22 protein-coding genes are annotated in these 22,877 nt (G+C 65.1%); 7 read left to right on the top strand and 15 right to left on the bottom strand.

Annotated features, from left to right (window positions below; genetic code table 11):
* Positions 1-25 precede the first annotated feature (25 nt).
* From ald to B3P22_RS04330, 6 genes are all read right to left on the bottom strand, one after another.
* The gene (ald, locus tag B3P22_RS04355; RefSeq protein ID WP_296270039.1) at positions 26-1,147 is read right to left on the bottom strand and encodes an alanine dehydrogenase; all 1,122 of its coding nucleotides are present in this window, start codon (positions 1,145-1,147) and stop codon (positions 26-28) included.
* A 92-nt stretch (positions 1,148-1,239) separates the two neighbouring features.
* Positions 1,240-1,923 (bottom strand): glutathione S-transferase N-terminal domain-containing protein, encoded by a 684-nt coding sequence (locus B3P22_RS04350; protein WP_296270038.1) that lies wholly within the window; start codon positions 1,921-1,923, stop codon positions 1,240-1,242.
* A complete protein-coding gene (locus B3P22_RS04345; protein WP_296270037.1) occupies positions 1,920-2,621 on the bottom strand; it encodes a glutathione S-transferase family protein in 702 nt (233 codons plus the stop codon). Before B3P22_RS04345 ends, B3P22_RS04350 begins: the two co-directional genes overlap by 4 nt.
* Positions 2,622-2,683: 62 nt before the next feature.
* A complete protein-coding gene (locus B3P22_RS04340; RefSeq protein ID WP_296270036.1) occupies positions 2,684-3,223 on the bottom strand; it encodes a TetR/AcrR family transcriptional regulator in 540 nt (179 codons plus the stop codon).
* A gap of 91 nt (positions 3,224-3,314) precedes the next feature.
* The gene (locus B3P22_RS04335) at positions 3,315-4,076 is read right to left on the bottom strand and encodes a slipin family protein (RefSeq protein WP_296270035.1); all 762 of its coding nucleotides are present in this window, start codon (positions 4,074-4,076) and stop codon (positions 3,315-3,317) included.
* On the bottom strand, positions 4,076-5,392 hold the full coding sequence (locus B3P22_RS04330) for an NfeD family protein (RefSeq protein WP_296270034.1): 1,317 nt from the start codon (positions 5,390-5,392) through the stop codon (positions 4,076-4,078). The genes B3P22_RS04335 and B3P22_RS04330 overlap by 1 nt, the downstream gene beginning before the upstream one ends.
* 283 nt (positions 5,393-5,675) lie before the next feature.
* Here B3P22_RS04330 and yccS point away from each other — a divergent pair, with 283 nt between their 5' ends.
* From yccS to B3P22_RS04310, 4 genes are all read left to right on the top strand, one after another.
* Entirely contained in the window at positions 5,676-7,847 is a 2,172-nt protein-coding gene (gene yccS / locus B3P22_RS04325) for a YccS family putative transporter (protein ID WP_296270033.1), read from the top strand.
* Between the two features lie 57 nt (positions 7,848-7,904).
* Positions 7,905-9,710 (top strand): diguanylate cyclase, encoded by a 1,806-nt coding sequence (locus B3P22_RS04320; RefSeq protein WP_296270032.1) that lies wholly within the window; start codon positions 7,905-7,907, stop codon positions 9,708-9,710.
* Between the two features lie 43 nt (positions 9,711-9,753).
* Positions 9,754-10,236 carry a transcription elongation factor GreAB gene (locus tag B3P22_RS04315; protein ID WP_296270031.1) on the top strand — a complete coding sequence of 161 codons (483 nt, stop codon included), beginning with the start codon at positions 9,754-9,756 and terminating at the stop codon, positions 10,234-10,236.
* A gap of 62 nt (positions 10,237-10,298) precedes the next feature.
* Positions 10,299-10,532, top strand: coding sequence for a DUF2789 domain-containing protein (locus B3P22_RS04310; protein WP_197858030.1), 234 nt, complete (start codon positions 10,299-10,301; stop codon positions 10,530-10,532).
* Between the two features lie 25 nt (positions 10,533-10,557).
* Here the strand turns inward: B3P22_RS04310 and B3P22_RS04305 are convergent, their stop codons facing one another.
* The 3 genes from B3P22_RS04305 to B3P22_RS04295 are packed head-to-tail and all read right to left on the bottom strand — an operon-like array spanning position 10,558 to position 12,688.
* Positions 10,558-11,058: a YgjP-like metallopeptidase domain-containing protein gene (locus B3P22_RS04305; protein WP_197858119.1), complete on the bottom strand. Its 501-nt coding sequence runs from the start codon at positions 11,056-11,058 to the stop codon at positions 10,558-10,560.
* 39 nt (positions 11,059-11,097) lie between these two features.
* On the bottom strand, positions 11,098-12,198 hold the full coding sequence (locus tag B3P22_RS04300; RefSeq protein WP_296270030.1) for a PQQ-dependent sugar dehydrogenase: 1,101 nt from the start codon (positions 12,196-12,198) through the stop codon (positions 11,098-11,100).
* Between the two features lie 13 nt (positions 12,199-12,211).
* Positions 12,212-12,688: a hypothetical protein gene (locus B3P22_RS04295; RefSeq protein ID WP_296270029.1), complete on the bottom strand. Its 477-nt coding sequence runs from the start codon at positions 12,686-12,688 to the stop codon at positions 12,212-12,214.
* Between the two features lie 372 nt (positions 12,689-13,060).
* On the opposite strand from B3P22_RS04295, the gene B3P22_RS04290 reads away from it, so the two are divergent.
* Entirely contained in the window at positions 13,061-13,744 is a 684-nt protein-coding gene (locus B3P22_RS04290) for a polysaccharide lyase family 7 protein (RefSeq protein ID WP_296270028.1), read from the top strand.
* 77 nt (positions 13,745-13,821) lie between these two features.
* Here the strand turns inward: B3P22_RS04290 and fba are convergent, their stop codons facing one another.
* The 6 genes from fba to tkt all read right to left on the bottom strand — a co-directional run bounded on the left by fba (position 13,822) and on the right by tkt (position 19,967).
* Complete coding sequence (gene fba / locus B3P22_RS04285; protein WP_092379497.1) at positions 13,822-14,886, bottom strand: class II fructose-bisphosphate aldolase; 1,065 nt, start codon at positions 14,884-14,886, stop codon at positions 13,822-13,824.
* A 123-nt stretch (positions 14,887-15,009) separates the two neighbouring features.
* Positions 15,010-15,321 (bottom strand): MliC family protein, encoded by a 312-nt coding sequence (locus tag B3P22_RS04280; protein WP_296270095.1) that lies wholly within the window; start codon positions 15,319-15,321, stop codon positions 15,010-15,012.
* Between the two features lie 28 nt (positions 15,322-15,349).
* On the bottom strand, positions 15,350-15,535 hold the full coding sequence (locus tag B3P22_RS04275) for a hypothetical protein (protein ID WP_013713644.1): 186 nt from the start codon (positions 15,533-15,535) through the stop codon (positions 15,350-15,352).
* Positions 15,536-15,639: 104 nt separating this feature from the next.
* Positions 15,640-16,800, bottom strand: a complete 1,161-nt coding sequence (locus B3P22_RS04270; RefSeq protein WP_296270027.1) for a phosphoglycerate kinase — start codon at positions 16,798-16,800, stop codon at positions 15,640-15,642.
* 11 nt (positions 16,801-16,811) lie between these two features.
* Positions 16,812-17,879, bottom strand: coding sequence for an erythrose-4-phosphate dehydrogenase (gene epd / locus B3P22_RS04265; protein WP_296270026.1), 1,068 nt, complete (start codon positions 17,877-17,879; stop codon positions 16,812-16,814).
* Positions 17,880-17,966: 87 nt separating this feature from the next.
* The gene (tkt, locus tag B3P22_RS04260; RefSeq protein ID WP_296270025.1) at positions 17,967-19,967 is read right to left on the bottom strand and encodes a transketolase; all 2,001 of its coding nucleotides are present in this window, start codon (positions 19,965-19,967) and stop codon (positions 17,967-17,969) included.
* A gap of 292 nt (positions 19,968-20,259) precedes the next feature.
* Between tkt and B3P22_RS04255 the strand changes: the two genes are divergently transcribed.
* Together B3P22_RS04255 and metK are read left to right on the top strand one after the other, a co-directional pair.
* Entirely contained in the window at positions 20,260-21,261 is a 1,002-nt protein-coding gene (locus tag B3P22_RS04255) for a metalloregulator ArsR/SmtB family transcription factor (RefSeq protein WP_296270094.1), read from the top strand.
* The gene (metK, locus tag B3P22_RS04250; RefSeq protein ID WP_013713637.1) at positions 21,262-22,452 is read left to right on the top strand and encodes a methionine adenosyltransferase; all 1,191 of its coding nucleotides are present in this window, start codon (positions 21,262-21,264) and stop codon (positions 22,450-22,452) included. It abuts the gene before it with no gap.
* Positions 22,453-22,877: the final 425 nt, after the last annotated feature.

Below are 22,877 nucleotides of genomic sequence, written 5' to 3'. Positions count from 1 at the left end.
AACAGAGGCCACAACCATTCGTTGCCTAGAGTTGCTCGAGCACGCCGTCCGGCGCCTGGAAACGCAGCCCGTGGGCCTCGGCAACGCTGGCACAGGTGATGACTCCACGCGCGACGTTGAGGCCGGCCAGCAGGTGCGGATCCTCTTCCAGCGCTCGCCGCGTACCCTTCTGCGCCAGGGCCACGACGAATGGCAGGGTGGCGTTGTTCAGCGCCAGGGTCGAGGTACGGGCCACCGCACCGGGCATGTTGGCCACGCAGTAATGCACCACATCGTCGACCACGTAAGTGGGTTCGGCATGAGTGGTAGCACGCGAGGTTTCGGCGCAGCCGCCCTGGTCGATGGCCACATCCACCAGCACCGCGCCGGCCTTCATCTGCCGCACCATGTCCGCGGTGATCAGCTTGGGCGCAGCCGCCCCGGGGATCAGCACGCCGCCGATGACCAGATCGGCCGCCAGTACCTGCTCGCGTACCGCCGCATGCGTGGAGTACAGCGTGGTGATGCGGTTGCCGTACTGCGCATCGAGCCGGCGCAGGGCATCGACGCTCTTGTCCAGCACCGTGACGTCGGCGCCCAGGCCGACTGCCATGGCCAGGGCATGGCTACCGACCACACCGCCGCCGAGAATCACCACCTTGCCCGGCGCCACCCCAGGCACACCGCCGAGCAGCACGCCGCGGCCGCCGCGGGCCTTTTCCAGGCAGCCGGCACCGGCCTGAATCGACATACGCCCGGCCACCTCCGACATCGGCGCCAGCAACGGCAGGCGGCCCTGCGCATCGGTCACCGTCTCGTAGGCGATGCAGGTGGCACCGCCAGCCATCAGCTCCTCGGTCTGCGGCCGGTCCGGCGCCAGGTGCAGGTAGGTGAACAGCGTGTGCTGCTCGCGCAGCTTGGCCCGCTCCACCGCCAGCGGCTCCTTGACCTTGACGATCAGCTGCGCCTGCTGGAACACCTCGCCCGCGCTCTGGGCAATCTGCGCCCCGGCCTCGCGATAATCCTCGTCGGCAAAACCGATGGCGGCGCCGGCCTGGGTCTCGATCCATACCTCGTGCCCCAGCGCGGTCAGTTCGGCCACGGACTGCGGCGTTAGGCCGACACGGTACTCGTGATTCTTGATTTCCTTGGGTACGCCGATTCGCATGACTCTCTCCCGGCATTCAGGGTCAACACTCTGAAGTCTAGGAAAGGGCCACGCGCCTGACCGGGAAATCCGTGAGAAAAGCTGTCCGTCCGTCACTGCCCGAACAATAGCCGCCGCGCTTCGGCGCTGAGCAGCGCCTGCGGGTCGGCATTGACCTTCTCCACCAGCGCGTAGGCGCGCTGCACGGCCGGCCGCGCCTCGATGCGTTCGAGCCAGGCGGCCATGTTGGGAAAACTCTCCAGCTTCTGCTGCTGCATCTGCCAGCCCCGGGCCCAGGGATAGATGGCCATGTCGGCGATGGAATAGTCGCCCGCCACGTAATCAAGCCCGGCCAACTGGCGATCCAGCACGCCGTAGAGACGTGCGGTTTCCTTCACGTAGCGGTCGATGGCATAGGAGATTGGCTCCGGCGCGTAGCGCAGGAAGTGATGGTTCTGCCCGGCCATCGGGCCGAGGCCGCCCATCTGCCAATACAGCCACTGCAGCACGCTGAAGCGTGCTCGCGTCTCTCGCGGCAGAAACTGCCCGCTCTTGTCGGCCAGATACTCGAGTATCGCCCCGGATTCGAACAGGGCGATGGCCTCGCCGCCATCGGCCGGCGCATGATCGACGATAGCGGGAATCCGGTTGTTCGGCGCGATCCTGAGAAACGCAGGGGAGAACTGCTCGCCCTTGCCGATATGCACCGGGACGATGCGGTACTCCAGCCCGGCCTCTTCGAGGAAGATGCTGACCTTGTGCCCGTTCGGCGTGGTCCAGTAATAGAGGTCGATCATCTGCCTGCCTCCATCCGAATCTCGGCCCGTTTGACCGGGCCGTGGGTGGATTCGTAAGCCTGCAGGATACGCGCGAACCAGGCGCCCAGAGCCGAGTCGTCGGCCCAGGGCTGCGCGCCCAAACACCAGGCCCAGAGCAGCATGCCGGCCAACAGATAGTCGCAGCCGCCAGGTGCCTGGCCTTCGAGGTAGGGTTGTTCGCGCAGCCACATCTCCAGCGGCGCCACTCCCTCGCGGAACAGGCGCTCGCCACCTTCCGGATCGGCGAAGGCTTCCAGGCTCATACCCAGCACCTTCTCACGGCTGCTGCGGAAGTACTCGCGGTCGGCCGGGTCGATCACCTGCCAGACGCGCGGTATGAGTATTTTCAACAGCGGCACACGCACCATATGAAAGCTCAGGCGCTCGACCAGGCGTGCGCGCTCGGCCGCCAGCCCGTCGCCGAGTAGCGGGCGTTGCGGGTAGCGCTGGTCCAGATAGGCGAAGATCGCCAGGCTGTCGTGCAGCGTTTCGCCGTCGTCGGTGAGCACAGGCACCAGCTTCTGCCCGGAGAAGGCGATCAGTTCCTTGTCGGTGAAACGTATCGGCCGGCTCTGCCAGTCCAGCCCCTTGTGCGCCAGCGCCAGACGCACGCGCCAGCAGTAGGGCGAGAACAGCAGCTCGCGATCGGCGCCGCACAGTTCGAACAACTCCCGCATATCACCTCCTTTAAAGACCATTCGGTCCAGAATAAAGCGAAGAAAAACCAGCGCAGGATTGCTCACTGGCAATCCAGGCTGGCCATCACCACGGCCACGGTGGCGCGGATCGAGTCCGCCGGCACCGCGGATTTCACCTGCGTGCGCAGCCCGCTCATCACGCACTGCAGGTAGCCGGCTCGGGCCGCGAGGTCCTGACCGTTGCGCAGTTCTCCGCAGGCCACGGCGCGCGCCAACGCCTCTTCGAACACCCGGCAGACGCCCGCCGTGGCCTGCTGCAGCACCGGTACCAGCGCCGGTTCCGAAAGAGAAAACTCGTTGGCCACATTGACCAGCATGCAGCCGCGCGGCACACCACCGGGGCCGTCATCTTCGAGCACGCTGAGCAGGCGCTCATGGATGAAGGCAAGCGGCGAGGCGCTGGCCTGCAACTGCTCCAGCAGCAAAGCGCGGCGTTGCGCCACGTAGCGGCTGAACGCAGCGACGAACCAGGCCTGCTTGCTAGGGTAGGTCAGATACAAGCTGCTTTTGGACAGCCCGGTGGCCGCCTGCAGGTCCTGCAGCGATGCGGCCTCGTAGCCGCGCTGCCAGAACAGCTGCATGGCGTTTTCCAGGGCCCGGTCCGGGCAGAAGCTCTTGGGGCGTCCACGTGTTGTCGTCATGCGCGCAATTTAGAACCGAACGGTTCAAAACTCAAGCCCTGGGGTCTTTCAGGTCGACGACGCCGCGCAGCAGTTCCACCGGCAGCGGGAAGACGATGGTCGAGTTCTTGTCGCTGGCGATGTTGCTCAGCGTCTGCATGTAGCGCAGTTGCATGGCGCCGCTCTGCCGGCCGAGTATCTCGGCGGCCTGCATCAGTTTCTCCGAGGCCTGCAGCTCGCCTTCGGCGTGAATCACCTTGGCCCGACGCTCGCGTTCGGCTTCGGCCTGGCGGGCGATGGCGCGCACCATCGATTCGTTGATGTCGACGTGCTTGATCTCGACATTGGCGACCTTGATGCCCCAGGCGTCGGTCTGCGCGTCCAGCACCTGCTGGATGTCGGAGTTGAGCTGCTCGCGCTCGGCGAGCATCTGGTCCAGGTCATGCTTGCCGAGCACCGCGCGCAGCGTGGTTTGCGCCAGCTGGCTGGTGGCGACCATGTAATCCTCGACCTGAATGATCGCATTCTGCGGGTCGAGCACACGGAAATAGATCACCGCGTTGACCTTGACCGAGACGTTGTCGCGGGAGATTACATCCTGCGGCGGTACGTCGAGGACGATGGTGCGCAGGTCCACCCGCACCATCTGTTGCAGACCGGGGATGATCAGGATCAGCCCCGGGCCCTTGACCCGCCAGAAACGGCCGAGCTGGAATACCACGCCGCGCTCGTATTCGCGCAGGATGCGAAAGGATGAGACGAGCAACCCCAGAACGATGATCACCAGTGCAATGAAGCTCAATTCGAAACCCATCAGTGACCTCCTTGAGGCGGTGGCTCATCCACCGCGCTGACCTGCAGATGCACGCCGTCGCGCGCTGTGACTCGTACCCGCTGCCCAGGGCGCAACGGCGCGGTGCCCTGCACCTGCCAGCGTTCGCCCTGCAGCGCTACCCAACCGGCGTGCGGATCGTCGTCGCGCACCGCAGCGACCGCCACCAGGCTGCCCACCAGACCGCTGGCACCGGCTACCTGCTGACGGCGTCTAGCCCTGAGCGCCATGCCGACGATGGCCAGCACCAGTGCAGCGCTGATCAGCGCCAGGGTGACGATCAGCGCCAGCGGAATACCGAAACCCGGTACATCGGTATCGATCAGGATCAGCCCGCCGAACACGAACGCCACCACCCCGCCGATGCCGAGCACGCCGAAACTGGGCAGGAAGGCCTCGGCGGTGATGAAGGCGATGCCGAGCAGAATCAGCGCCACGCCGGCGTAGTTCACCGGCAGCAATTGCAGGGCGTAGAGCGCGAGCACCAGGCTGATGCCGCCGAGCACGCCGCCAACGCCACTGCCGGGGTTGGCGAATTCGAAGAACAGCCCGTAGATGCCGATCATCATCAGGATCAGCGCCACGCTGGGGTTGGTGATCACCGCCAGCAGGCGGGTGCGCCAGTCCGGTGCATGGCTGATCAGCGGCGCGCCGGCCGTGGCCAGGGTCTGCTCGACGCCTGCCGCCTGCAGGGTCTTGCCATTCAGCTGGCGCAGCAGATCGCTGGTATCGCCGGCCAGATAGTCGATCACCTTGCGTTCCAGCGCCTCCTCGGCAGACAGACTGACGGCTTCGCGCACCGCCTGCTCGGCCCATTCGGCGTTGCGTCCGCGCATATTGGCCAGCCCGCGAATGTAGGCCGCGGCGTCGTTGACCTGCTTGGCGGTCATGGCGTCGTCCGAGCCCTTTTCGCCTTGTGTCGCTTTGTTCCTATCGCCCTTGCCGTCTCCCTCGGGCGAGCCCGGCATGCCGATGGCCACTGGCGTGGCGGCGCCGAGATTGGTCCCCGGCGCCATCGCGGCCACATGGCTGGCATAGAGAATGTAGGTGCCGGCACTGGCCGCCCGCGCGCCACCGGGGGCGACATGCGTTGCGATCGGAATGGGGCTGGCGAGAATCGCCTTGATGATGGCGCGCATGGAGCTGTCCAGGCCGCCGGGGGTGTCGATCTCGATCACCACCAGCTGCGCGCCTTGGTCCACCGCTTTGGCCAGGCCACGCACCAGATAATCGGCGCTTGCCGGACCGATCACCCCGTCCACCTGCAAGCGCACCACCGCGCCCGGCGCCGCACTCACCCCTACCGATCCGCAGAGGATCAGAGCGCATAGACACAGACGCAACCAGCCAGGTGACACGTTCGACTCCCAGGCCCGCGGTGGTACCGAAGATGTGGCAGCGGGACCTTACTGAGCATAGTCCAGGCCTTCTGCGACTCCCTCGACCGGGCGACCGGATGTGCTACAGAGCATGTACGAGCAGGTGAAGCGAGGCGCCAGGCATGGCTATTGGATGGAGACGGATACCCAGCGGTCATGCAGTTCCGGTAGGCTGCTCGCGTCTACTTCCACCAGGTCACCTATGCACCGCTCTCGCCTTCGCCACTCGCTGCGCCGTCTCTGGGCGCTGGACAAGTTCAGTGCCAGCCTGCGGGTATTCATCGCCCTGGCCGGAGCCCTGGCGTTGTGCTGGTGGCAGGGCTGGACGCACGGGCTGATCCCGCTGTTTCTCGGCATTATCGCCAGTGCGCTGACCGAGACCGACGACAGCTGGCAGGGCCGCCTCGGCGCGGTGCTGGTCACGTTGGGCTGCTTCAGTGCAGCGGCCTACGCTGTGGAGTTTCTCTTTCCCTACCCCTGGCTGTTCGTCATCGCCCTGGCGCTGTCGGCGTTCTGCCTGACGCTGCTCGGCGCCCTGGGCGAGCGTTTCGCCACGCTCGGCTCCGGCACGCTGATCCTCGCCGTGTACAGCATGATCGGCGTCGAGCAGCGCGGCGGCGTCGCCGGTCTATGGCTGGAGCCGCTGCTGCTGGTCGCTGGCGCCGCCTGGTACGGCCTGCTGTCGGTGATCTGGCATGGCCTGTTCGCCCATCAGCCGGTGCAGCAGAGTCTGGCCAGGCTGTTTCGCGAACTGGGTAAGTACCTCAAGCTCAAGGCGGCACTGTTCGAACCCGTACGCCAGCTGGATGTCGAGCAGCGCCGCCTGGAGTTGGCGCAGCAGAACGGGCGCGTGGTATCGGCGCTCAACGCGGCCAAGGAGATCATCCTGCACCGGGTCGGCAATGGCCGTCCCGGGCCCAAGGTCAATCGCTACCTGAAGCTGTACTTCCTCGCCCAGGACATTCACGAACGCGCCAGCTCCTCGCACTACCCCTACAACGAGCTGGCCGAGGCCTTCTTCCACAGCGACGTGCTGTTCCGCTGCCAGCGCCTGCTGCGTCTGCACGGTGAAGCCTGCCAGCGCCTGGGCAGCGCCATCGAGCTGCGCCAGCCGTTCGAGTATCGCGAACTGTGCAGCCAGGCGCTGGAAGACCTGCATGCGTCGCTCGACCACCTGCATCTGCAAAGCAACCCGGCCTGGCGCCGCCTGCTGCGCTCGCTCGGCGCGCTGGCCGGCAACCTCGCCAGCCTCGACCTGCTGCTGGGCAACGCCAGCAATCCCGATGCCCTGGCCGATGAGCAGGACAGCAGCCTGCTCGATCGCGAACCGCATTCGCTGCGCGAAGTCGCCGAGCGCATCGGCCAGCAGCTGACGCCCACCTCGCTGCTGTTCCGCCACGCGCTGCGCCTGTCCATCGCCCTGGCCGCCGGTTACGGCCTGCTGCACCTGATTCACCCGACCCAGGGCTACTGGATTCTGCTGACCACCCTGTTCGTCTGCCAGCCGAACTACGGCGCCACGCGCCTGAAGCTGGTGCAGCGCATCGTCGGCACCCTGCTCGGCCTGGGGATCGGCTGGGCGCTGTTCGACCTGTTCCCCGATCCGCGTATCCAGGCGCTGTTCGCCGTGGTCGCCGGGGTCGCCTTCTTCGCCACACGCGCCACCCGCTACACCCTGGCCACGGCGGCGATCACCCTGCTGGTGCTGTTCTGCTTCAACCAGGTCGGCGATGGCTATGGCCTGTTCCTGCCGCGCCTGGTCGACACCCTGCTCGGCGGCATGATCGCCGGGCTGGCAGTGTTCCTGATCCTGCCGGACTGGCAAGGCCGGCGCCTGGGCCGCATGCTCGCCGGCACGCTGAGCTGCAACAGTGCCTACCTGAGGCAGATCATCGCCCAGTATGCGCGCGGCAAGCGTGACGACCTCGGCTACCGCCTGGCCCGACGCAACGCGCACAACGCCGACGCGGCGCTGTCCACCACCCTCGGCAACATGCTGATGGAGCCGGGCCACTTCCGTAAGGACGCCGACCTCGGCTTTCGCTTCCTGGTGCTGTCGCACACCCTGCTCAGCTACCTCTCCGCACTCGGCGCACATCGCGGCGAGCAGTTGCCGCAGGCGGCCCAGGCACAGCTGCTGGAACAGGCCGAAGCGCTGGCGAGCAGTCTCGATGAAATCGCCACTGGCCTGCGCGGGGAGCAACCGCTGGCCATTCACAGCGACGAGGAACAGGCCCTGGCGCAAAGCCTGGAGCAGATCGCCGATGACGTCGATGAGCGCCAGCGTCTGGTGCAAACGCAGTTGGCGCTGATCTGCCGCCAGCTCGCGCCGCTGCGCACCCTGGCGGCGCACCTGCAGAAGGATCGCCACTAGCAGGCTCATGGGGCTTTCTGCCACTATCTGACGACGCCTATTTCCCAGGCCTTGCCCATGCCAGCCAACCGACACGCCGCCCTCGCCTTTCCGGTCTCGTTGCCGGGTCTGCTGCTGGTGTGCTGCCTGCTGCTGGCCAGCCAGCTCTCCTTCGCAGCCACGCGTCTGGGCGATGACAGCGCGGCGCAGGATCTTCATGGCCTGGTGGATTTTCTCGCCGATCCTCAGGGCACCCTGAGCCTGGACGACGTTCGCGCCGCCGACGCGCCATTTGAGTCCTCACTGAAGCGCCGCGATCTGAGCTTCGGCTACGTGCCGGGGGTGATCTGGCTGCGCTTGGCGCTGCAATCGGACGCCCAGCAGACACGCGCCTGGCGCCTGGAGTTGAACTACGCCTCGCTGGATGAAGTGCGCCTGTACGACGTTGGCGCCGATGGCGTGCGCGAGTCACGCAGCGGCGATACCGTGCCCTACGCCGAGCGCGCCGTCGGTCATCGCTATCCGGTATTCGAGATCACCCTGCAACCTGGCGAGCTGCGCACGCTGTACCTGCGCGTCGATTCGCGCGGCAGCATGACCCTCAGCGGTGCGCTGATGCCCGCGCGCGAATTCGAGCAGCACAGCCAGAACGGTTACCTGGTGCATGCCATCTACTTCGGCGTCCTGATCGCGCTGGGCCTGTACAACCTGCTGCTATTTCTCGCCCTGCGCGAACGCCCCTTCCTCAACTACGTGCTGTTCATGTGCGCCTTCGCCCTCAGCGTGCTCTCGCTCAACGGCCTTGGCGCGCAGTATCTGTGGTCCGACGCCGCGCCCTGGAGCAACCGCATGCTGCCGGTCAGCCTGACGTCGGCGGCCCTGCTGTCGGTGATCTTCGCCCGCAGCTTCCTCGATACCCGCCAGTGGCTGCCGCGCTGGGACAGGGGCCTGCTGATACTGTGCATCGCTATCGGCGCCGCCGTGGTGGCGACACTGCTGCTGCCGGTACAGCGCGCGTTGCAGCTGATGTCGCTGACCGGCCTGGTCGCCACCCTGACGCTGCTGGTCACCAGCTTCGTCTGCGTTGGCTACCGGGTGCCCGGTGCGCGCCTGTTCGCCCTGGCCTGGCTGATGCTGTTGACCGGCGCTGTGCTGCTGGCGCTGCGCAACTTCGCCTTGATCCCGTCGAACTTCCTCACCTTGTACGCCATGCAGATCGGTTCGGGGCTGGAGATGATCCTGCTGTCCTTCGCCCTGGCTGCGCGCTTCAACGAACTCAAGCGCCAGCGCGAGGCGGCGTTGCAACTCAATGAGCAGGTCCTGGCCAAGCGCGTCACCGAACGCACCGTGGCGCTGGAGCAGGCCAACCAGCGCCTCAGCGAACTGGCGCTGCAGGACCCGCTGACCAGCCTGGCCAATCGCACCGCACTGCAGCAGCACTTGGACCAGGCCCTGGCACGCAGCCTGCGCCGTGACGAACTGCTCGCCGTGATGCTGATCGACCTCGACGGCTTCAAGCCGATCAACGATCAGCACGGCCACGGCTTTGGCGACCGAGTGCTGGCCGAGATCGCCAGACGCCTGCGCCAGTACATCCGCGACGCCGACCTGCCGGCGCGCCTGGGCGGCGACGAGTTCGTGGTGATCTGCGAGAACGTGCAGTCGGCCGAGGATGCCCAGGACCTGGCCAAGCGCTTGCTGGAAGGGCTGGACACGCCGATGTATCTAGAAGATCGTGCCGTACGCGTCGGTGCCAGCATCGGCATCGCCCTGACCCGCGGCGGCGACGATGCCACCACGCTGATTCGCCTGGCCGACGCGGCCATGTACCGGGCCAAGGCCGAAGGGCGCAACCGTGTACAGCTGGCTACCCAGCATCCTTGAAGATGGGAATGCCCCATCTCCTCACCCGAACCGATAACGCTCCATGGACAAGAATCTGCTGCTGCAAGACGTGCTTACCCATCTGCTGGCCGACCTCGAACAGGCCAGCCTCGCCGCCCTCACCGCACATGAAGCGGCCACCCATGAGGAGAACGTCGCCGAGAACAAGTACGACACCCTGGGCCTGGAGGCCGCTTATCTGGCCAGCGGCCAGGCACGCCGAGTCGAAGAACTGCGCCAGACCCTGATCACCTGGCGCCAGTTGCGCCCGCGGCCATTCGACGAGGCGCAAGGCATCGAACTGGGTGCGCTGATTCTGCTTGCCAGCGAAGACGATCACCAGCAGTGGCTGTTTCTCGGCCCGCAGGGCGCTAGCATGAAGCTGCAGCATGCCGGGCAGAGCATCCAGGTACTGGGCAATGCTGCGCCGCTGGGGCGCCTGCTACTCGGCAAGCACCCCGGCGACGAAATCACCCTGCCCATGGGCCAGCGGCTGCAGACCTTCGAGGTCGTGATGGTCGAGTGAGCGGAACTATCCGGGCCAAAGCAGGGTAATTATCGATGACCCTTACGTTTGGAGAGTTCGTCATGGAAAACCCCGTGCACAGCCTGCCCGCCCTGTTCAAGCAGCTCGGCCTGCCCGACGATGCCGCCAGCATCAACGCCTTCATCAGCACCCATTCGCCGCTGCCGGACGCCTGCAAGCTGTCCGAAGCCCCGTTCTGGACGCCTGCGCAGGCCGCGCTGCTGCGCGACGAGATTCTCGAGGACGCCGACTGGGCGCCAGTGGTCGACCAGCTCAACGTGCGCCTGCACGGCTGAGCTCGCGGGGCAGCGCACCGGCGGCTCAGTTAGCCGCCGTCATCTCGCGCCAGGTCAGGAACATGCGCAGGTCGAATTCGATCTGCGCGTAGCCCGGCAGCATATGGTCGCAAAGCTTGTAGAAGGCCTTGTTGTGCTCGGCCTCCTTCAGGTGCGCCAGCTCGTGCACCACGATCATCTGCAGAAAGGCCGGCGCGGCGTCGCGAAACAGCGAAGCGACGCGGATCTCCTTTTTGGCCTTGAGCTTGCCGCCCTGCACGCGCGAGATCGCCGTGTGCAGCCCCAAGGCGCGATGGGTGAGGTCGAGGCGATTGTCGTAGAGCACCTTGTCGATGGCCGGTGCGTTCTTCAGGTGTTCCTGCTTGAGCGCCATCACGTAGCCGTACAGCGCCTTGTCGCTCTGCACTTCGTGTCGCCCCGGATAACGCTGCGCCAGGTAACCGCCCAGCCGATCATCGGCGATCAGCTGGCGAACCTGCTGCTGCACGGCAACCGGATAACCCTGTAGATACTTCAACGATACGATCCCGCTTTCATCTGGACCGTCAGTGTACCGGATGGCGCATCACTCGCTGGGCACCACACGCAACAGACGCCCGTGCGGGTTGTCGGTAAGCAGGTAGAGGGCGCCGTCCGGCCCACCGCGCACGTCGCGAATGCGCTCGTCCAGCTCTTCGAACAGCGCCTCCTCGCCGGCCAGCATGCCGTCGCGCACACGAATGCGGCGCACGCTGCGCTCGGCCAGGGTGGCGGCGAACAGATCGCCCTGCCACTCGGGGAACAGCTCGCCGCGATACAGCGTCAGGCTCGACGGCGCCACCGAAGGTGTCCAGTGCAGCAGGGGTGCGGTCAGCCCCGGCAACTCGGTGTAGGGGCTGACCCGCGCGCCGGTGTAATCGACGCCGAAGGTCGCCAGCGGCCAGCCGTAGTTGTTGCCAGCTTCGATCAGGTTGAGCTCGTCTCCCCCGCGCGGGCCGTGCTCGTGGCTGTACAGGCGGTCGTGCTCGGCGTCGAAGAAGATACCCTGGACGTTGCGGTGGCCGAGGCTGTAGATCTCCGGCGCGGCCCCTTCTTGCCCCACCAGCGGGTTGTCCTGCGGAACGCTGCCGTCGCGGTTCAGCCGCACGATCTTGCCCAGGTGATTGGCCGGGTTCTGCGCCTCCTCACGCCAGTCGAAGCCGTCGCCCAGGGTCAGCACCAGGGTCTTGTCAGCGAGAAAGGCGATACGCCCGCCATAGTGCGAAGCTCCAGCCTTGAGCGGCTGGGCGGTGAACAGCACCTCGAAGTCATGCAGCTCGTCGTCCACCAGGCGGGCACGGGCCAGGCGCGTGTTGTTGGCCTCGAGCGAGCCGTGCGCGTAGGTCAAGTACAGCCAGCGGTTTTCGCCGTAGTCCGGGTCCAGCGCCACCTCCATCAGCCCGGCCTGGGCCGCGATGAACGCCTCAGGCAGGCCCGCGACGGGTTCCGGGTCGACACTGCCGTCGGCCTCGATGATGCGCAGGCGCCCGACGCGCTCGGTGACCAGCATGCGGCCATCCGGCAGGAAGGCCATCGCCCAGGGATTCTCCAGGCCTTCGCTGAAGGTCTCGATGCGGTAATCCAGCGCCAGCACGGGGGCACTGACGAACAGGGCGCCGAGCAATAGCGCGCGGGTACTTCTCAACATGGGCAACGCCTTGTCACAGGGAGTCGGAAGAGGTCGGGCGCGTCCGGTAGCGCACACGCCGGCCGAGCAGGCCGAACAGCAACGTGCCGACGCTGCCGCAGGCCATCAGTCCAAGCGTGCCGACCGTGCTGCGATCAGCGGCGATCAGCGTTGGCATCGGCGCAACGGCGTTGGCCAGCGCCAATGCCGACCAGATGGCCAGCGCGCCCGCCAGAACGAAGATCAGCCAGCGCAGCATCGGCATGCGTCGCGCACACCACATGGCCAACGGCAGGGCGACGAGAAAGCCCAGCGCACTGAGCAGGATGAAGGTGGGGGCGAAACCGAGCAGGTCGAGGCAGGTGGTGCCAACGCGCACATCCATTGGCACCGGCGCTCCCAGAGCCTGCAGGGCGGCAAGGTTGGTCTGGGTCTGGAAGATCGAGGCAAGCAGCGAAGCCAGCAACACGGCGAGGAGGAAAGCGAGCAACAGGCGCGGCTTGCTGGACATGGATGACGGTTCCCGGAACGACAGTGCACGAATTATGGCGCACCCCACCGGCCGTTATGCCCTGGGTGTTTTACAGGGTTTTACCTACACCGGGCGACGCGCCATCCCACACTTCTGGCGGAGCTGCACAGTGGATTAAAAGCGCCAATGATAACGACTTTATATTGGCGCCAATAAGGCGACGGACGGCTATCACGCTTTTGCCCCGGTTGCCGTTATAAAGCGCGCCACGAGCGCACTCGCCGCCCGTGAAGACAGCCCTGCCACCCTTCTAGCTCGCGCGTCACCGGCTGGAACGCCAAGTAAGCCGTTACTGACTCCTGGATGAGATGTGCCCCCGACTGAAGTTTCCTTTTTCAGGAGCTTTTGAGCATGATCGAACTCGCCATGTGGAATCTCAGCGTTCCAGTCGGCGTCCCCGCGACCACCATCGAGACCCGCGTTCTGGCCGGTGGTTACCAGGATCACTATTTCCAGTCCAAGGAAGGCGCCATCTTCTTCTGGGCACCGGTCAATGGCACCACGACCGAGAGCGCGAAATACCCCCGCACCGAACTGCGCGAAACCTTCGCCGACGGCCGTCTGCGCAACTGGACCTACCCGGAGGCGGACAATTTCCTGCGTGCGTCGCTTAGCGTCAGCCAGGTGCCGTCCACCGGCAAGATCGTCATTGGCCAGATCCACGCGCTGAAGAGTTCCGAGCCGCTACTCAAGCTGGAGTACCAGTACAAGACCAAAACCGCCGACGGCAATATCGTCGCCAAGGTCCGTGTAACGCCAACATCGGAGATTCAGGTGGTGAACATCGCCAGCGGCATCCGTCTGAACCAGCTGTTTCGCTACGTGATCAACCTGAAACCCGACGGCACCCTGGCCATCAGCCTCAACAGCATCAACTGGAACACCCGAGTGGAGCCGACCTGGGCGGTCAAACCGCTTTACTTCAAGGCTGGCGTCTATACCCAAGACAACATCGGGTATGAAACCGAAGCCGGCGCCGCGCGCTTCGATCTGCTCAAGATCGAACACCGCTCGCTGGTTGGTGCAGCGAACTGACGCGACCTGAACGCCGGCCATAAAAAAACGCCGCGGCTCCGTGAGGAACCGCGGCGTTTGCATGCAACGCGCCGGGCTTAGTTGACCTTGGCGTTCAGCTCGCCGCTGGCATAGCGCTGGTACATGCCTTCCAGGGAGATCGGCTTGATCTTGGAGGCGTTGCCTGCAGTGCCGAAGGCTTCGTAGCGGGCGATACAGATGTCACGCATGGCGACGATGGTCTTGGCGAAGAACTTGCGCGGGTCGAACTCGCTCGGGTGCTCGGCCATCATGCGGCGGATGGCGCCGGTGGAAGCCAGACGCAGGTCGGTGTCGATGTTGACCTTGCGCACGCCGTGCTTGATGCCTTCGACGATTTCCTCGACCGGCACGCCGTAGGTTTCCTTGATGTCGCCGCCGAATTCGTTGATCACCTTCAGCCATTCCTGCGGAACGGAGGAGGAACCATGCATCACCAGGTGGGTGTTGGGGATGCGCTTGTGAATTTCCTTGATGCGCTCGATGGAGAGCACGTCGCCGGTTGGCGGCTTGGTGAACTTGTAGGCACCGTGACTGGTGCCGATGGCGATGGCCAGGGCGTCGACCTGGGTCTTCTTGACGAAGTCGGCGGCCTCTTCCGGATCAGTCAGCAGTTGGCTGTGATCCAGTACGCCTTCGGCGCCGACGCCATCTTCTTCACCGGCCATACCGGTTTCCAGGCTGCCCAGGCAACCCAGCTCGCCTTCCACGGACACGCCGCAGGCATGGGCGAACGCCACGGTCTGCTGGGTCACGCGGACGTTGTACTCGTAGTCGGCCGGGGTCTTGCCGTCTTCCTTCAGCGAGCCGTCCATCATGACCGAGGAAAAACCCAGCTGGATGGAGCGCTGGCACACGTCAGGGCTGGTGCCGTGGTCCTGGTGCATGCACACCGGAATGTGCGGGAATTCTTCGATGGCAGCCAGGATCAGGTGGCGCAGGAACGGCGCACCGGCGTACTTGCGGGCACCAGCGGAGGCCTGGACGATGACCGGCGAATCGGTCTTGTCGGCGGCTTCCATGATGGCGCGCATCTGCTCGAGGTTGTTGACGTTGAAGGCCGGCACGCCGTAGCCGAATTCGGCGGCGTGGTCGAGCATCTGGCGCATGCTGATAAGTGCCATGGTGTTTCTGTCTCCCGGTTTGGAGGTCGTTAATCGTGCAAGCCTGCCGCAGGGGCAGGCGTTGTTCAAGTTTCGTGAAGCTGGGACATACCCGCCGCCCTCACCTCGGCATCACCGAGGGTGTTACGGAGCCTTGCAGCCGCGGCCTATCAGGTCATCGGTGGCCGTCCAGTAGACCAGACCTTCCTCACCCTTGGTGTGGAAGGATAGACGCCCGTCGCTGTACAGCGCGCCGGAGGCGGCCGGCTCCTGAGTCAGGCGATAGACGATGTCGTCACCGCCCAGGCGCACGTCCACCTGATCGAAGCTGCCATTGGCGAAGCGCCACTGGACTTCGGCCTGGCTGTCGCACACCCAGCGATTCCACTGCTCCGGCGCGGCCGGCTGGTTGCTGCAGGCTGCCAGCAGCAGGGCGATGGCAGCGAGCCCCGCCAGTTTGATCCCGCTCAATTACCTCTCCTCGTCAGCAACGCTGTTCCGGCGCCGGGCCAGTAGGCTGGCCAGTGCTTTCCTCGACACGCTGATCATCCTGAGTGGTCGGGGTTTCGATCTGCGCAGGGCTGAAGACCTCACAGGCCGCCTCCCGACCACCGCCGGCACAACCGGCCAGCAACATACCAATCACGCTCAATGCGGCTAACTTGTCCATGACACGACTCCTTGTACGATGATCCGGTTTTCTACAGACCACCCGTTCGCGTCAGGGTTTAATCAGCTGGGGCGCTGGGTGACACCCATCATCCTGGCTCGCCTTTATTGTGCGCGCTGCTCCAGCACTTCCACGGCCGGCAGTACCTTGCCCTCGACGAACTCGAGGAACGCACCGCCACCAGTGGAAATGTAGGAAATCTTCTCGCCCACGCCGTACTTGTCGATGGCCGCCAGGGTGTCGCCACCGCCAGCGATGGAGAACGCCGGGCTCTCGGCGATGGCCAGGGCGAGGGCCTTGGTGCCGTTGCCGAACTGGTCGAACTCGAACACGCCGACCGGGCCGTTCCACAGGATGGTCTGCGAGGCCTTGAGCATCTCGGCGAACTGCTTGGCAGTCTGCGGGCCGATATCGAGAATCATGTCGTCTTCAGCGACGTCCTGAACCGACTTTACGGTGGCTTCGGCGTCTTCGGCGAAGGCCTTGGCCACCACCACATCGACCGGCAGCGGTACGCTGACCTTGGCCGCGATGGCCTTGGCGGTGTCGACCAGATCGGCCTCGTACAGCGACTTGCCCACCGGCAGGCCGGCAGCGGCGAGGAAGGTGTTGGCGATGCCGCCGCCGACGATCAGCGAGTCGCAGATGTCCGCCAGCGAGTTGAGCACGTCGAGCTTGGTCGACACCTTGGAGCCGGCGACGATGGCCAGCATCGGCCGGGCCGGCTTGTCCAGGGCCTTGCCCAGTGCGTCCAGCTCGGCAGCCAGCAGCGGGCCGGCACAGGCGACCTTGGCGAACTTGGCCACGCCATGGGTCGAGCCCTGGGCGCGGTGGGCAGTACCGAAGGCGTCCATCACGAACACGTCGCACAGGGCGGCGTACTGCTGGGCCAGCTCGTCGCTGTTCTTCTTCTCGCCCTTGTTGAAACGCACGTTCTCCAGCAGCACCAGCTCACCGGCCTTGACCTCGACACCGCCGAGGTAGTCCTTGACCAGCGGTACTTCGCGGCCGAGGGCCTTGCTCAGGTAGGCGGCGACCGGCGCCAGGCTGTCTTCCTCGCTGTAGACGCCCTCTTCCGGACGGCCCAGGTGCGAGCAAACCAGTACGGCCGCGCCTTTTTCCAGCGCCTGCTTGATGGTCGGCAGCGAGGCGAGGATACGCGCGTCGCTCTTGACCACACCGTCCTTCACCGGGACGTTGAGGTCTTCGCGGATCAACACGCGCTTACCAGCGAGGTCGAGGTCGGTCATCTTCAGAACGGTCATAATTCAGTCCTTCAAGGAGCAGGATTGGCTTGATTGGCTTGATTGGCTTGTAGGAGAAAGTGTTCGGCGACATCGAGCATGCGGTTGGCGAACCCCCACTCGTTGTCGAACCAGGCCAGCAGGTTGACCAGGCGCGGGCCGGACACGCGGGTCTGGCTGCCGTCGACGATGGCCGAGTGCGGGTCATGGTTGAAGTCGCAGCTGGCATGCGGCAATTCGGTGTAGGCCAGCAGTCCCTTGAGCGGGCCGCTTTCCGCTGCCAGGCGCAGCACACGGTTGATCTCTTCTGCCGAGGTGTCGCGCGCGGTCTGCAGGGTAATGTCCAGGCAGGAGACGTTGACCGTCGGCACGCGGATGGCCTTGGCCTGGATGCGCCCGGCCAGCTCTGGCAGCAGGCGCTCGATACCACGGGCCAGCCCGGTGGATACCGGGATCACCGACTGGAAGGCCGAGCGCGTGCGGCGCAGGTCTTCGTGGTGATAGGCATCGATTACGGGCTGGTCGTTCATCGCCGAGTGGATGGTGGTAATGGAGACGTATTCCAGACCCACCACCTCATCGAGAAGTTTCAACAGCGGCACACCGCAGTTGGTGGTACAGGACGCATTCGACACCAGGCGCTCGGCACCGCTCAGGCACTGCTGATTGACGCCGAAGACGACAGTGGCGTCGATATCCGCCTCGCTCGCCATCGGCTGCGACAGCAGTACGCGCGGTGCGCCGGCATCGAGGAAACGCTCGGCGTCGGCACGCGTGGTGTACTGCCCCGAGCATTCGAGCAGCAGGTCGATATCCAGCGCCGCCCAGTCGACGGCCTCTGGCTCGCTCTGACGCAGCACCTTCACGCAGTCGCCATTGATGTGCAGGCAATCGCCATCGACCTTCACCTCACCGGGAAAGCGCCCGTGGGTGGAGTCGAAGCGAGTCAGGTATTCGATGCTGGCCTGGTCGGCCAGGTCGTTGAGCGCGACGATTTCCAGGCTCGCGGCATTACCACGCTCGTGCAGCGCGCGCAGCACGCAACGGCCGATACGGCCATAGCCGTTGAGGGCAACGCGATAGGGGCGATGGCGTGGCATAGGCGCTCACAAGGAAAGAGAAACCTGGCCGGCGAGCCCTGTGCGAGACCAGAGGTTCCGCGCAGTGCTCGCTTCCAAGAACGGTACTTAGGCGTCGAGCAGCTCTTCGGCAGTGCCGATGATGTTCTCGATGGTGAAGCCGAAATGCTCGAACAGCTGACCGGCAGGCGCCGACTCGCCGTAGGTGTCCATGCCGATGATGCGACCTTCGAGGCCGACGTACTTGTACCAGAAGTCCGCATGGGCGGCTTCGATGGCGATCCGCGCAGTGACCTGCAGCGGCAGTACGGACTGCTTGTAGGCAGCGTCCTGCTGGTCGAAAACGTTGGTCGACGGCATCGACACCACGCGCACCTTGCGGCCCTGCTCGCTCAGCTTGTCGGCGGCCTGAATGGCCAGGCCGACTTCCGAGCCGGTGGCGATCAGGATCAGCTCCGGCTCGCCGGCGCAGTCCTTGAGCACGTAGCCGCCACGGCTGATGGCCGCTTCGGTTTCGTGGTCGCGCAGGTTATGCGGCAGGTTCTGGCGCGAGAAGATCAGCGCGCTCGGGCCGTCCTTGCGCTCGACCGAGTGTTTCCAGGCCACTGCGGCTTCGACGGTATCCGCCGGGCGCCAGGTGTCCAGGTTCGGCGTGGTGCGCAGGCTGGTCAGTTGCTCGACCGGCTGGTGGGTCGGGCCGTCTTCACCGAGACCGATGGAGTCGTGGGTGAACACGTAGAGCACGCGCTGCTTCATCAGCGCCGACATGCGCACCGCGTTGCGGGCGTATTCCATGAACATCAGGAAGGTCGCGCCGTAGGGAATCAGGCCGCCGTGCAGAGCCACGCCGTTCATGATCGCGCTCATACCGAACTCGCGCACGCCGTAGTACATGTAGTTGCCCGAGGCATCCTCGGCGACCACCGGCTTGCAGCCCTTCCACAGGGTCAGGTTGGAACCGGCGAGGTCCGCCGAGCCGCCGAGCAGCTCCGGCAGCAGCGGGCCAAAGGCGTTCAGGCAGTTCTGGCTGGCCTTGCGGCTGGCGATGGTTTCGCCCTTCTCGGCCACGGCGCGGATGAACTCGCTGGCCTTTTCGGAGAAGTCGGCCGGCAGCTCGCCGGCCATACGGCGGATGAATTCATTGGCCAGTTCCGGATGCGCAGCGGAATAAGCAGCGAAGCGCTGGTCCCACTCGGCTTCGGCCGCCAGGCCGGCTTCCTTGGCATCCCACTCGGCGTAGATGTCTGCCGGGATTTCGAACGGCGCGTGGTTCCAGTTCAGGGCAGCGCGGGTCAGGGCGATTTCATCGTGGCCCAGAGCGGCGCCGTGGGATTCTTCCTTGCCCTGCTTGTTCGGCGAACCGAAGCCGATGATGGTCTTGCAGCAGATCAGGGTCGGACGGTCGCTGGACTTGCGCGCGGTGTCGATGGCCATCTTGATTTCGTCGGCATCGTGGCCGTCGACATTGCGGATCACCTGCCAGCCGTAGGCTTCGAAGCGTGCCGGGGTGTCATCGGTGAACCAGCCGTGAACTTCGCCGTCGATGGAGATGCCATTGTCGTCGTAGAAGGCGATCAGCTTGCCCAGGCCCAGGGTGCCGGCCAGCGAGCAGACTTCATGGCTGATGCCTTCCATCATGCAGCCGTCACCGAGGAACACGTAGGTGTGGTGATCGACGATGTTGTGGCCGTCGCGGTTGAACTGCGCCGCCATGATCTTTTCCGCCAGGGCGAAGCCCACGGCGTTGGCGATGCCCTGGCCGAGCGGACCGGTGGTGGTCTCGACACCCGGCGCATAGCCGAACTCCGGGTGGCCCGGGGTCTTGCTATGCAGTTGGCGGAAGTTCTTCAGATCATCGATGGACAGGTCGTAGCCGGTCAGGTGCAGCAGCGAGTAGATCAGCATCGAGCCGTGGCCGTTGGACAGCACGAAGCGGTCACGATCGGCGAAGTTCGGGTTGGCCGGATTGTGCTTCAGGTAGTCGCGCCACAGCACTTCGGCGATGTCCGCCATGCCCATGGGGGCACCGGGGTGGCCGCTGTTGGCTTTTTGCACAGCATCCATGCTGAGGGCACGAATGGCATTGGCACGCTCACGACGGCTGGGCATCGCTGAATCTCCTACGGGGGCTGCTTCTGAATGAAAGGGGCGAAAAAAGGCGTGTATTTTCGCCCAGCCGGGCCCCGCGGAGCAATGACAGATGGTCGTAGAGCCAAAATCAGCACGCCTGTCTCGCTTGAAACACTCTGCGCAAGGCTGTTTGCCAGGCCTATCACCGCCCCGTGCCAGCATGACCGGAGTGCACTGTGACACCAGGGCGCCAACCCACCCCAAGCCCAATATCAAAACTTTTTGATATTGGTGTTGCTGTATGAAAAATGACCGACTAGACTGCGCCACCATGACCCTGCGCGCACCTCAGCTGCAATTCGACCCCTGCGACGAGCTCGCCGCCCTGTGCAAGGCCGGCGGCGATGCACTGCGCCTGAACGTGCTGCGCGCGCTGAGCAACGACTCGTTCGGGGTGCTGGAGTTGGCGCAGATCTTCGCCATCGGCCAGTCGGGCATGAGCCACCACCTCAAGGTGCTGGCCCAGGCCGGGCTGGTGGCCACGCGCCGCGAGGGCAATGCCATCTTCTACCGTCGCACCCTGCCCAATGGCCGCCTGCATGCTGCCCTGCTGGACGACATCGACGCGCTGCCGCTGCCCGGCGACGTGCAGGCGCGTATCGCCACCGTGCATCAGCAGCGCGCCACCGTCAGCCGCGACTTCTTCGCACGCATGGCCACCAGTTTCCAGGCGCAGCAGGACCTGATCGCCGGCCTGCCACAGTATCGCGACAGCCTGCTGGCCCTGCTCGATGCCCTGCATTTCGCCCCGAGCGCCACGGCGCTGGAAATCGGCCCAGGCGACGGCGCCTTCCTACCCGAGCTGGCGCGGCGTTTCGCCCAGGTCACGGCGCTGGACAACAGCCCGGCTATGCTCGAACTGGCCAGCCAGCGTTGCGCTGCCGAAAACCTGCATAACGTCGAGCTGAAGCTGGCCGATGCGCTGCAGGACGAACAACGGCCGGCAGACTGCGTGGTGCTGAACATGGTGCTGCACCACTTCGCCACGCCAGCCGAGGCCTTTCGCAAGCTGGCCGGGTTGGTCGCCCCAGGTGGCAGCCTGCTGCTCAGCGAGCTGTGCAGCCATGACCAGAGCTGGGCCCGCGAAGCCTGTGGCGATCTGTGGCTCGGCTTCGAACAGGAAGACTTGGCGCGCTGGGCGACGGCCGCCGGCCTGACGCCCGGCGAAAGCCTCTACATCGGCCTGAAAAACGGCTTTCAGATTCAATTACGGCACTTTGCCAAACCCGACGCGCACAGCGCCTTCAGCCTCCGGCAAGAAAGGAACCGATAGATGAGCGAATATTCCCTGTTTACCTCCGAGTCCGTGTCCGAGGGGCATCCGGACAAGATCGCCGATCAGATCTCCGATGCGGTGCTCGATGCCATCATCGCCCAGGACAAGCACGCCCGCGTGGCTGTGGAAACCCTGGTCAAGACCGGCGTAGCCATCGTTGCCGGTGAAGTCACCACCAGCGCCTGGGTCGACCTGGAGCAGATCGTCCGCGACGTGATTTGCGATATCGGCTACACCAGCAGCGACGTCGGCTTCGACGGCGCCACCTGCGGCGTACTCAACATCATTGGCAAGCAGTCCCCGGACATCAACCAGGGCGTCGACCGCGCCAAGCCGGAAGATCAGGGCGCTGGCGACCAGGGCCTGATGTTCGGTTACGCCAGCAACGAAACCGACGTGCTGATGCCTGCCCCCATCGTGCTGTCGCACCGTCTGGTCGAGCGCCAGGCGGAAGCGCGCAAGTCCGGCCTGCTGCCGTGGCTGCGCCCGGATGCCAAATCCCAGGTCACCTGCCGCTACGAAAACGGCAAGGTCGCCGCCATCGACGCGGTTGTGCTGTCTACCCAACACAACCCGGAAGTGAAATACGACGACCTGCGCGACGGCGTGATGGAGCTGATCGTCAAGCACGTGCTGCCGGCCGAACTGCTGCACAAGGACACCCAGTTCCACATCAACCCGACCGGCCAGTTCATCATCGGCGGCCCGGTGGGTGACTGCGGCCTGACCGGACGCAAGATCATCGTCGATAGCTACGGCGGCATGGCCCGTCACGGCGGCGGCGCCTTCTCCGGCAAGGACCCGTCCAAGGTCGACCGCTCGGCCGCCTACGCCGGCCGCTACGTGGCCAAGAACATCGTCGCCGCCGGCCTGGCCGAGCGCTGCGAGATCCAGGTGTCCTACGCCATCGGCGTGGCCCAGCCGACCTCCATCTCGATCAACACCTTCGGCACCCACAAGATCGCCGAAGAGAAGATCATCCAGCTGGTGCGCGAAGTGTTCGACCTGCGTCCTTATGCCATCACCCGCATGCTCGACCTGCTGCACCCGATGTATCAGGACACCGCTGCCTACGGCCACTTCGGCCGCACGCCGCAGTCCAAGACCGTCGGCAACGACAGCTTCACCACCTTCACCTGGGAACGCACCGACAAGGCTGCCGACCTGCGCGCCGCTGCCGGCCTGTAAGACCCTCAGGCGTCACTCGAAGCCCCGCCCAGCGCGGTAACGCTGCTCACTCAAGGCAGCACGCCTGGCGCCTCCTCTCCCATTATGGGAGAGGGCCGGGGAAGAGGCTACCGCTCTTGTGGGAGCGGACTTGTCCGCGAAAGGGGTGGAGATGCAACATCGCGGCCAAGGCCGCTCCCACAGTTTCGCGGTCAGGTGAAATCCGGGGACTGACGCAAAACCGTCCCGGATTGCATCCGGCTACGCTGCCCCTCTCGCATTGATAGGAGGGGGGCAGCTCCTGTAGGAGCGGACTTGTCCGCGAATGCGGTGAAGAAGAAATATCGCAGCCAAGCCTCCCCCACCGTTTCGCAGCCCGGATTGCATCCGGGCTACGCGACTGGTTTCCCCTAACCACTGATGGCAAAGGCAGCAGTTCCTGTGGG

The organism is Pseudomonas sp. UBA6323, assembly GCF_002439135.1.
GTDB lineage: Bacteria > Pseudomonadota > Gammaproteobacteria > Pseudomonadales > Pseudomonadaceae > Aquipseudomonas.
The sequence above is the reverse complement of the archived record's forward strand: the minus strand, read 5'-3'. Positions and strand labels throughout refer to the sequence as shown.

Excerpts from the sequence above, each read along its gene's own strand:
- ald (WP_296270039.1), bottom strand. The coding sequence starts at position 1,147 with ATGCGAATCGGCGTACCCAAGGAAATCAAGAATCACGAGTACCGTGTC.
- B3P22_RS04350 (WP_296270038.1), bottom strand. The coding sequence starts at position 1,923 with ATGATCGACCTCTATTACTGGACCACGCCGAACGGGCACAAGGTCAGC.
- B3P22_RS04345 (WP_296270037.1), bottom strand. The coding sequence starts at position 2,621 with ATGCGGGAGTTGTTCGAACTGTGCGGCGCCGATCGCGAGCTGCTGTTC.
- B3P22_RS04340 (WP_296270036.1), bottom strand. The coding sequence starts at position 3,223 with ATGCAGCTGTTCTGGCAGCGCGGCTACGAGGCCGCATCGCTGCAGGAC.
- B3P22_RS04335 (WP_296270035.1), bottom strand. The coding sequence starts at position 4,076 with ATGGGTTTCGAATTGAGCTTCATTGCACTGGTGATCATCGTTCTGGGG.
- yccS (WP_296270033.1), top strand. The coding sequence starts at position 5,676 with ATGCACCGCTCTCGCCTTCGCCACTCGCTGCGCCGTCTCTGGGCGCTG.
- B3P22_RS04320 (WP_296270032.1), top strand. The coding sequence starts at position 7,905 with ATGCCAGCCAACCGACACGCCGCCCTCGCCTTTCCGGTCTCGTTGCCG.
- B3P22_RS04315 (WP_296270031.1), top strand. The coding sequence starts at position 9,754 with ATGGACAAGAATCTGCTGCTGCAAGACGTGCTTACCCATCTGCTGGCC.
- B3P22_RS04310 (WP_197858030.1), top strand. The coding sequence starts at position 10,299 with ATGGAAAACCCCGTGCACAGCCTGCCCGCCCTGTTCAAGCAGCTCGGC.
- B3P22_RS04300 (WP_296270030.1), bottom strand. The coding sequence starts at position 12,198 with ATGTTGAGAAGTACCCGCGCGCTATTGCTCGGCGCCCTGTTCGTCAGT.
- B3P22_RS04295 (WP_296270029.1), bottom strand. The coding sequence starts at position 12,688 with ATGTCCAGCAAGCCGCGCCTGTTGCTCGCTTTCCTCCTCGCCGTGTTG.
- B3P22_RS04290 (WP_296270028.1), top strand. The coding sequence starts at position 13,061 with ATGATCGAACTCGCCATGTGGAATCTCAGCGTTCCAGTCGGCGTCCCC.
- fba (WP_092379497.1), bottom strand. The coding sequence starts at position 14,886 with ATGGCACTTATCAGCATGCGCCAGATGCTCGACCACGCCGCCGAATTC.
- B3P22_RS04275 (WP_013713644.1), bottom strand. The coding sequence starts at position 15,535 with ATGGACAAGTTAGCCGCATTGAGCGTGATTGGTATGTTGCTGGCCGGT.
- B3P22_RS04270 (WP_296270027.1), bottom strand. The coding sequence starts at position 16,800 with ATGACCGTTCTGAAGATGACCGACCTCGACCTCGCTGGTAAGCGCGTG.
- epd (WP_296270026.1), bottom strand. The coding sequence starts at position 17,879 with ATGCCACGCCATCGCCCCTATCGCGTTGCCCTCAACGGCTATGGCCGT.
- tkt (WP_296270025.1), bottom strand. The coding sequence starts at position 19,967 with ATGCCCAGCCGTCGTGAGCGTGCCAATGCCATTCGTGCCCTCAGCATG.
- B3P22_RS04255 (WP_296270094.1), top strand. The coding sequence starts at position 20,260 with ATGACCCTGCGCGCACCTCAGCTGCAATTCGACCCCTGCGACGAGCTC.
- metK (WP_013713637.1), top strand. The coding sequence starts at position 21,262 with ATGAGCGAATATTCCCTGTTTACCTCCGAGTCCGTGTCCGAGGGGCAT.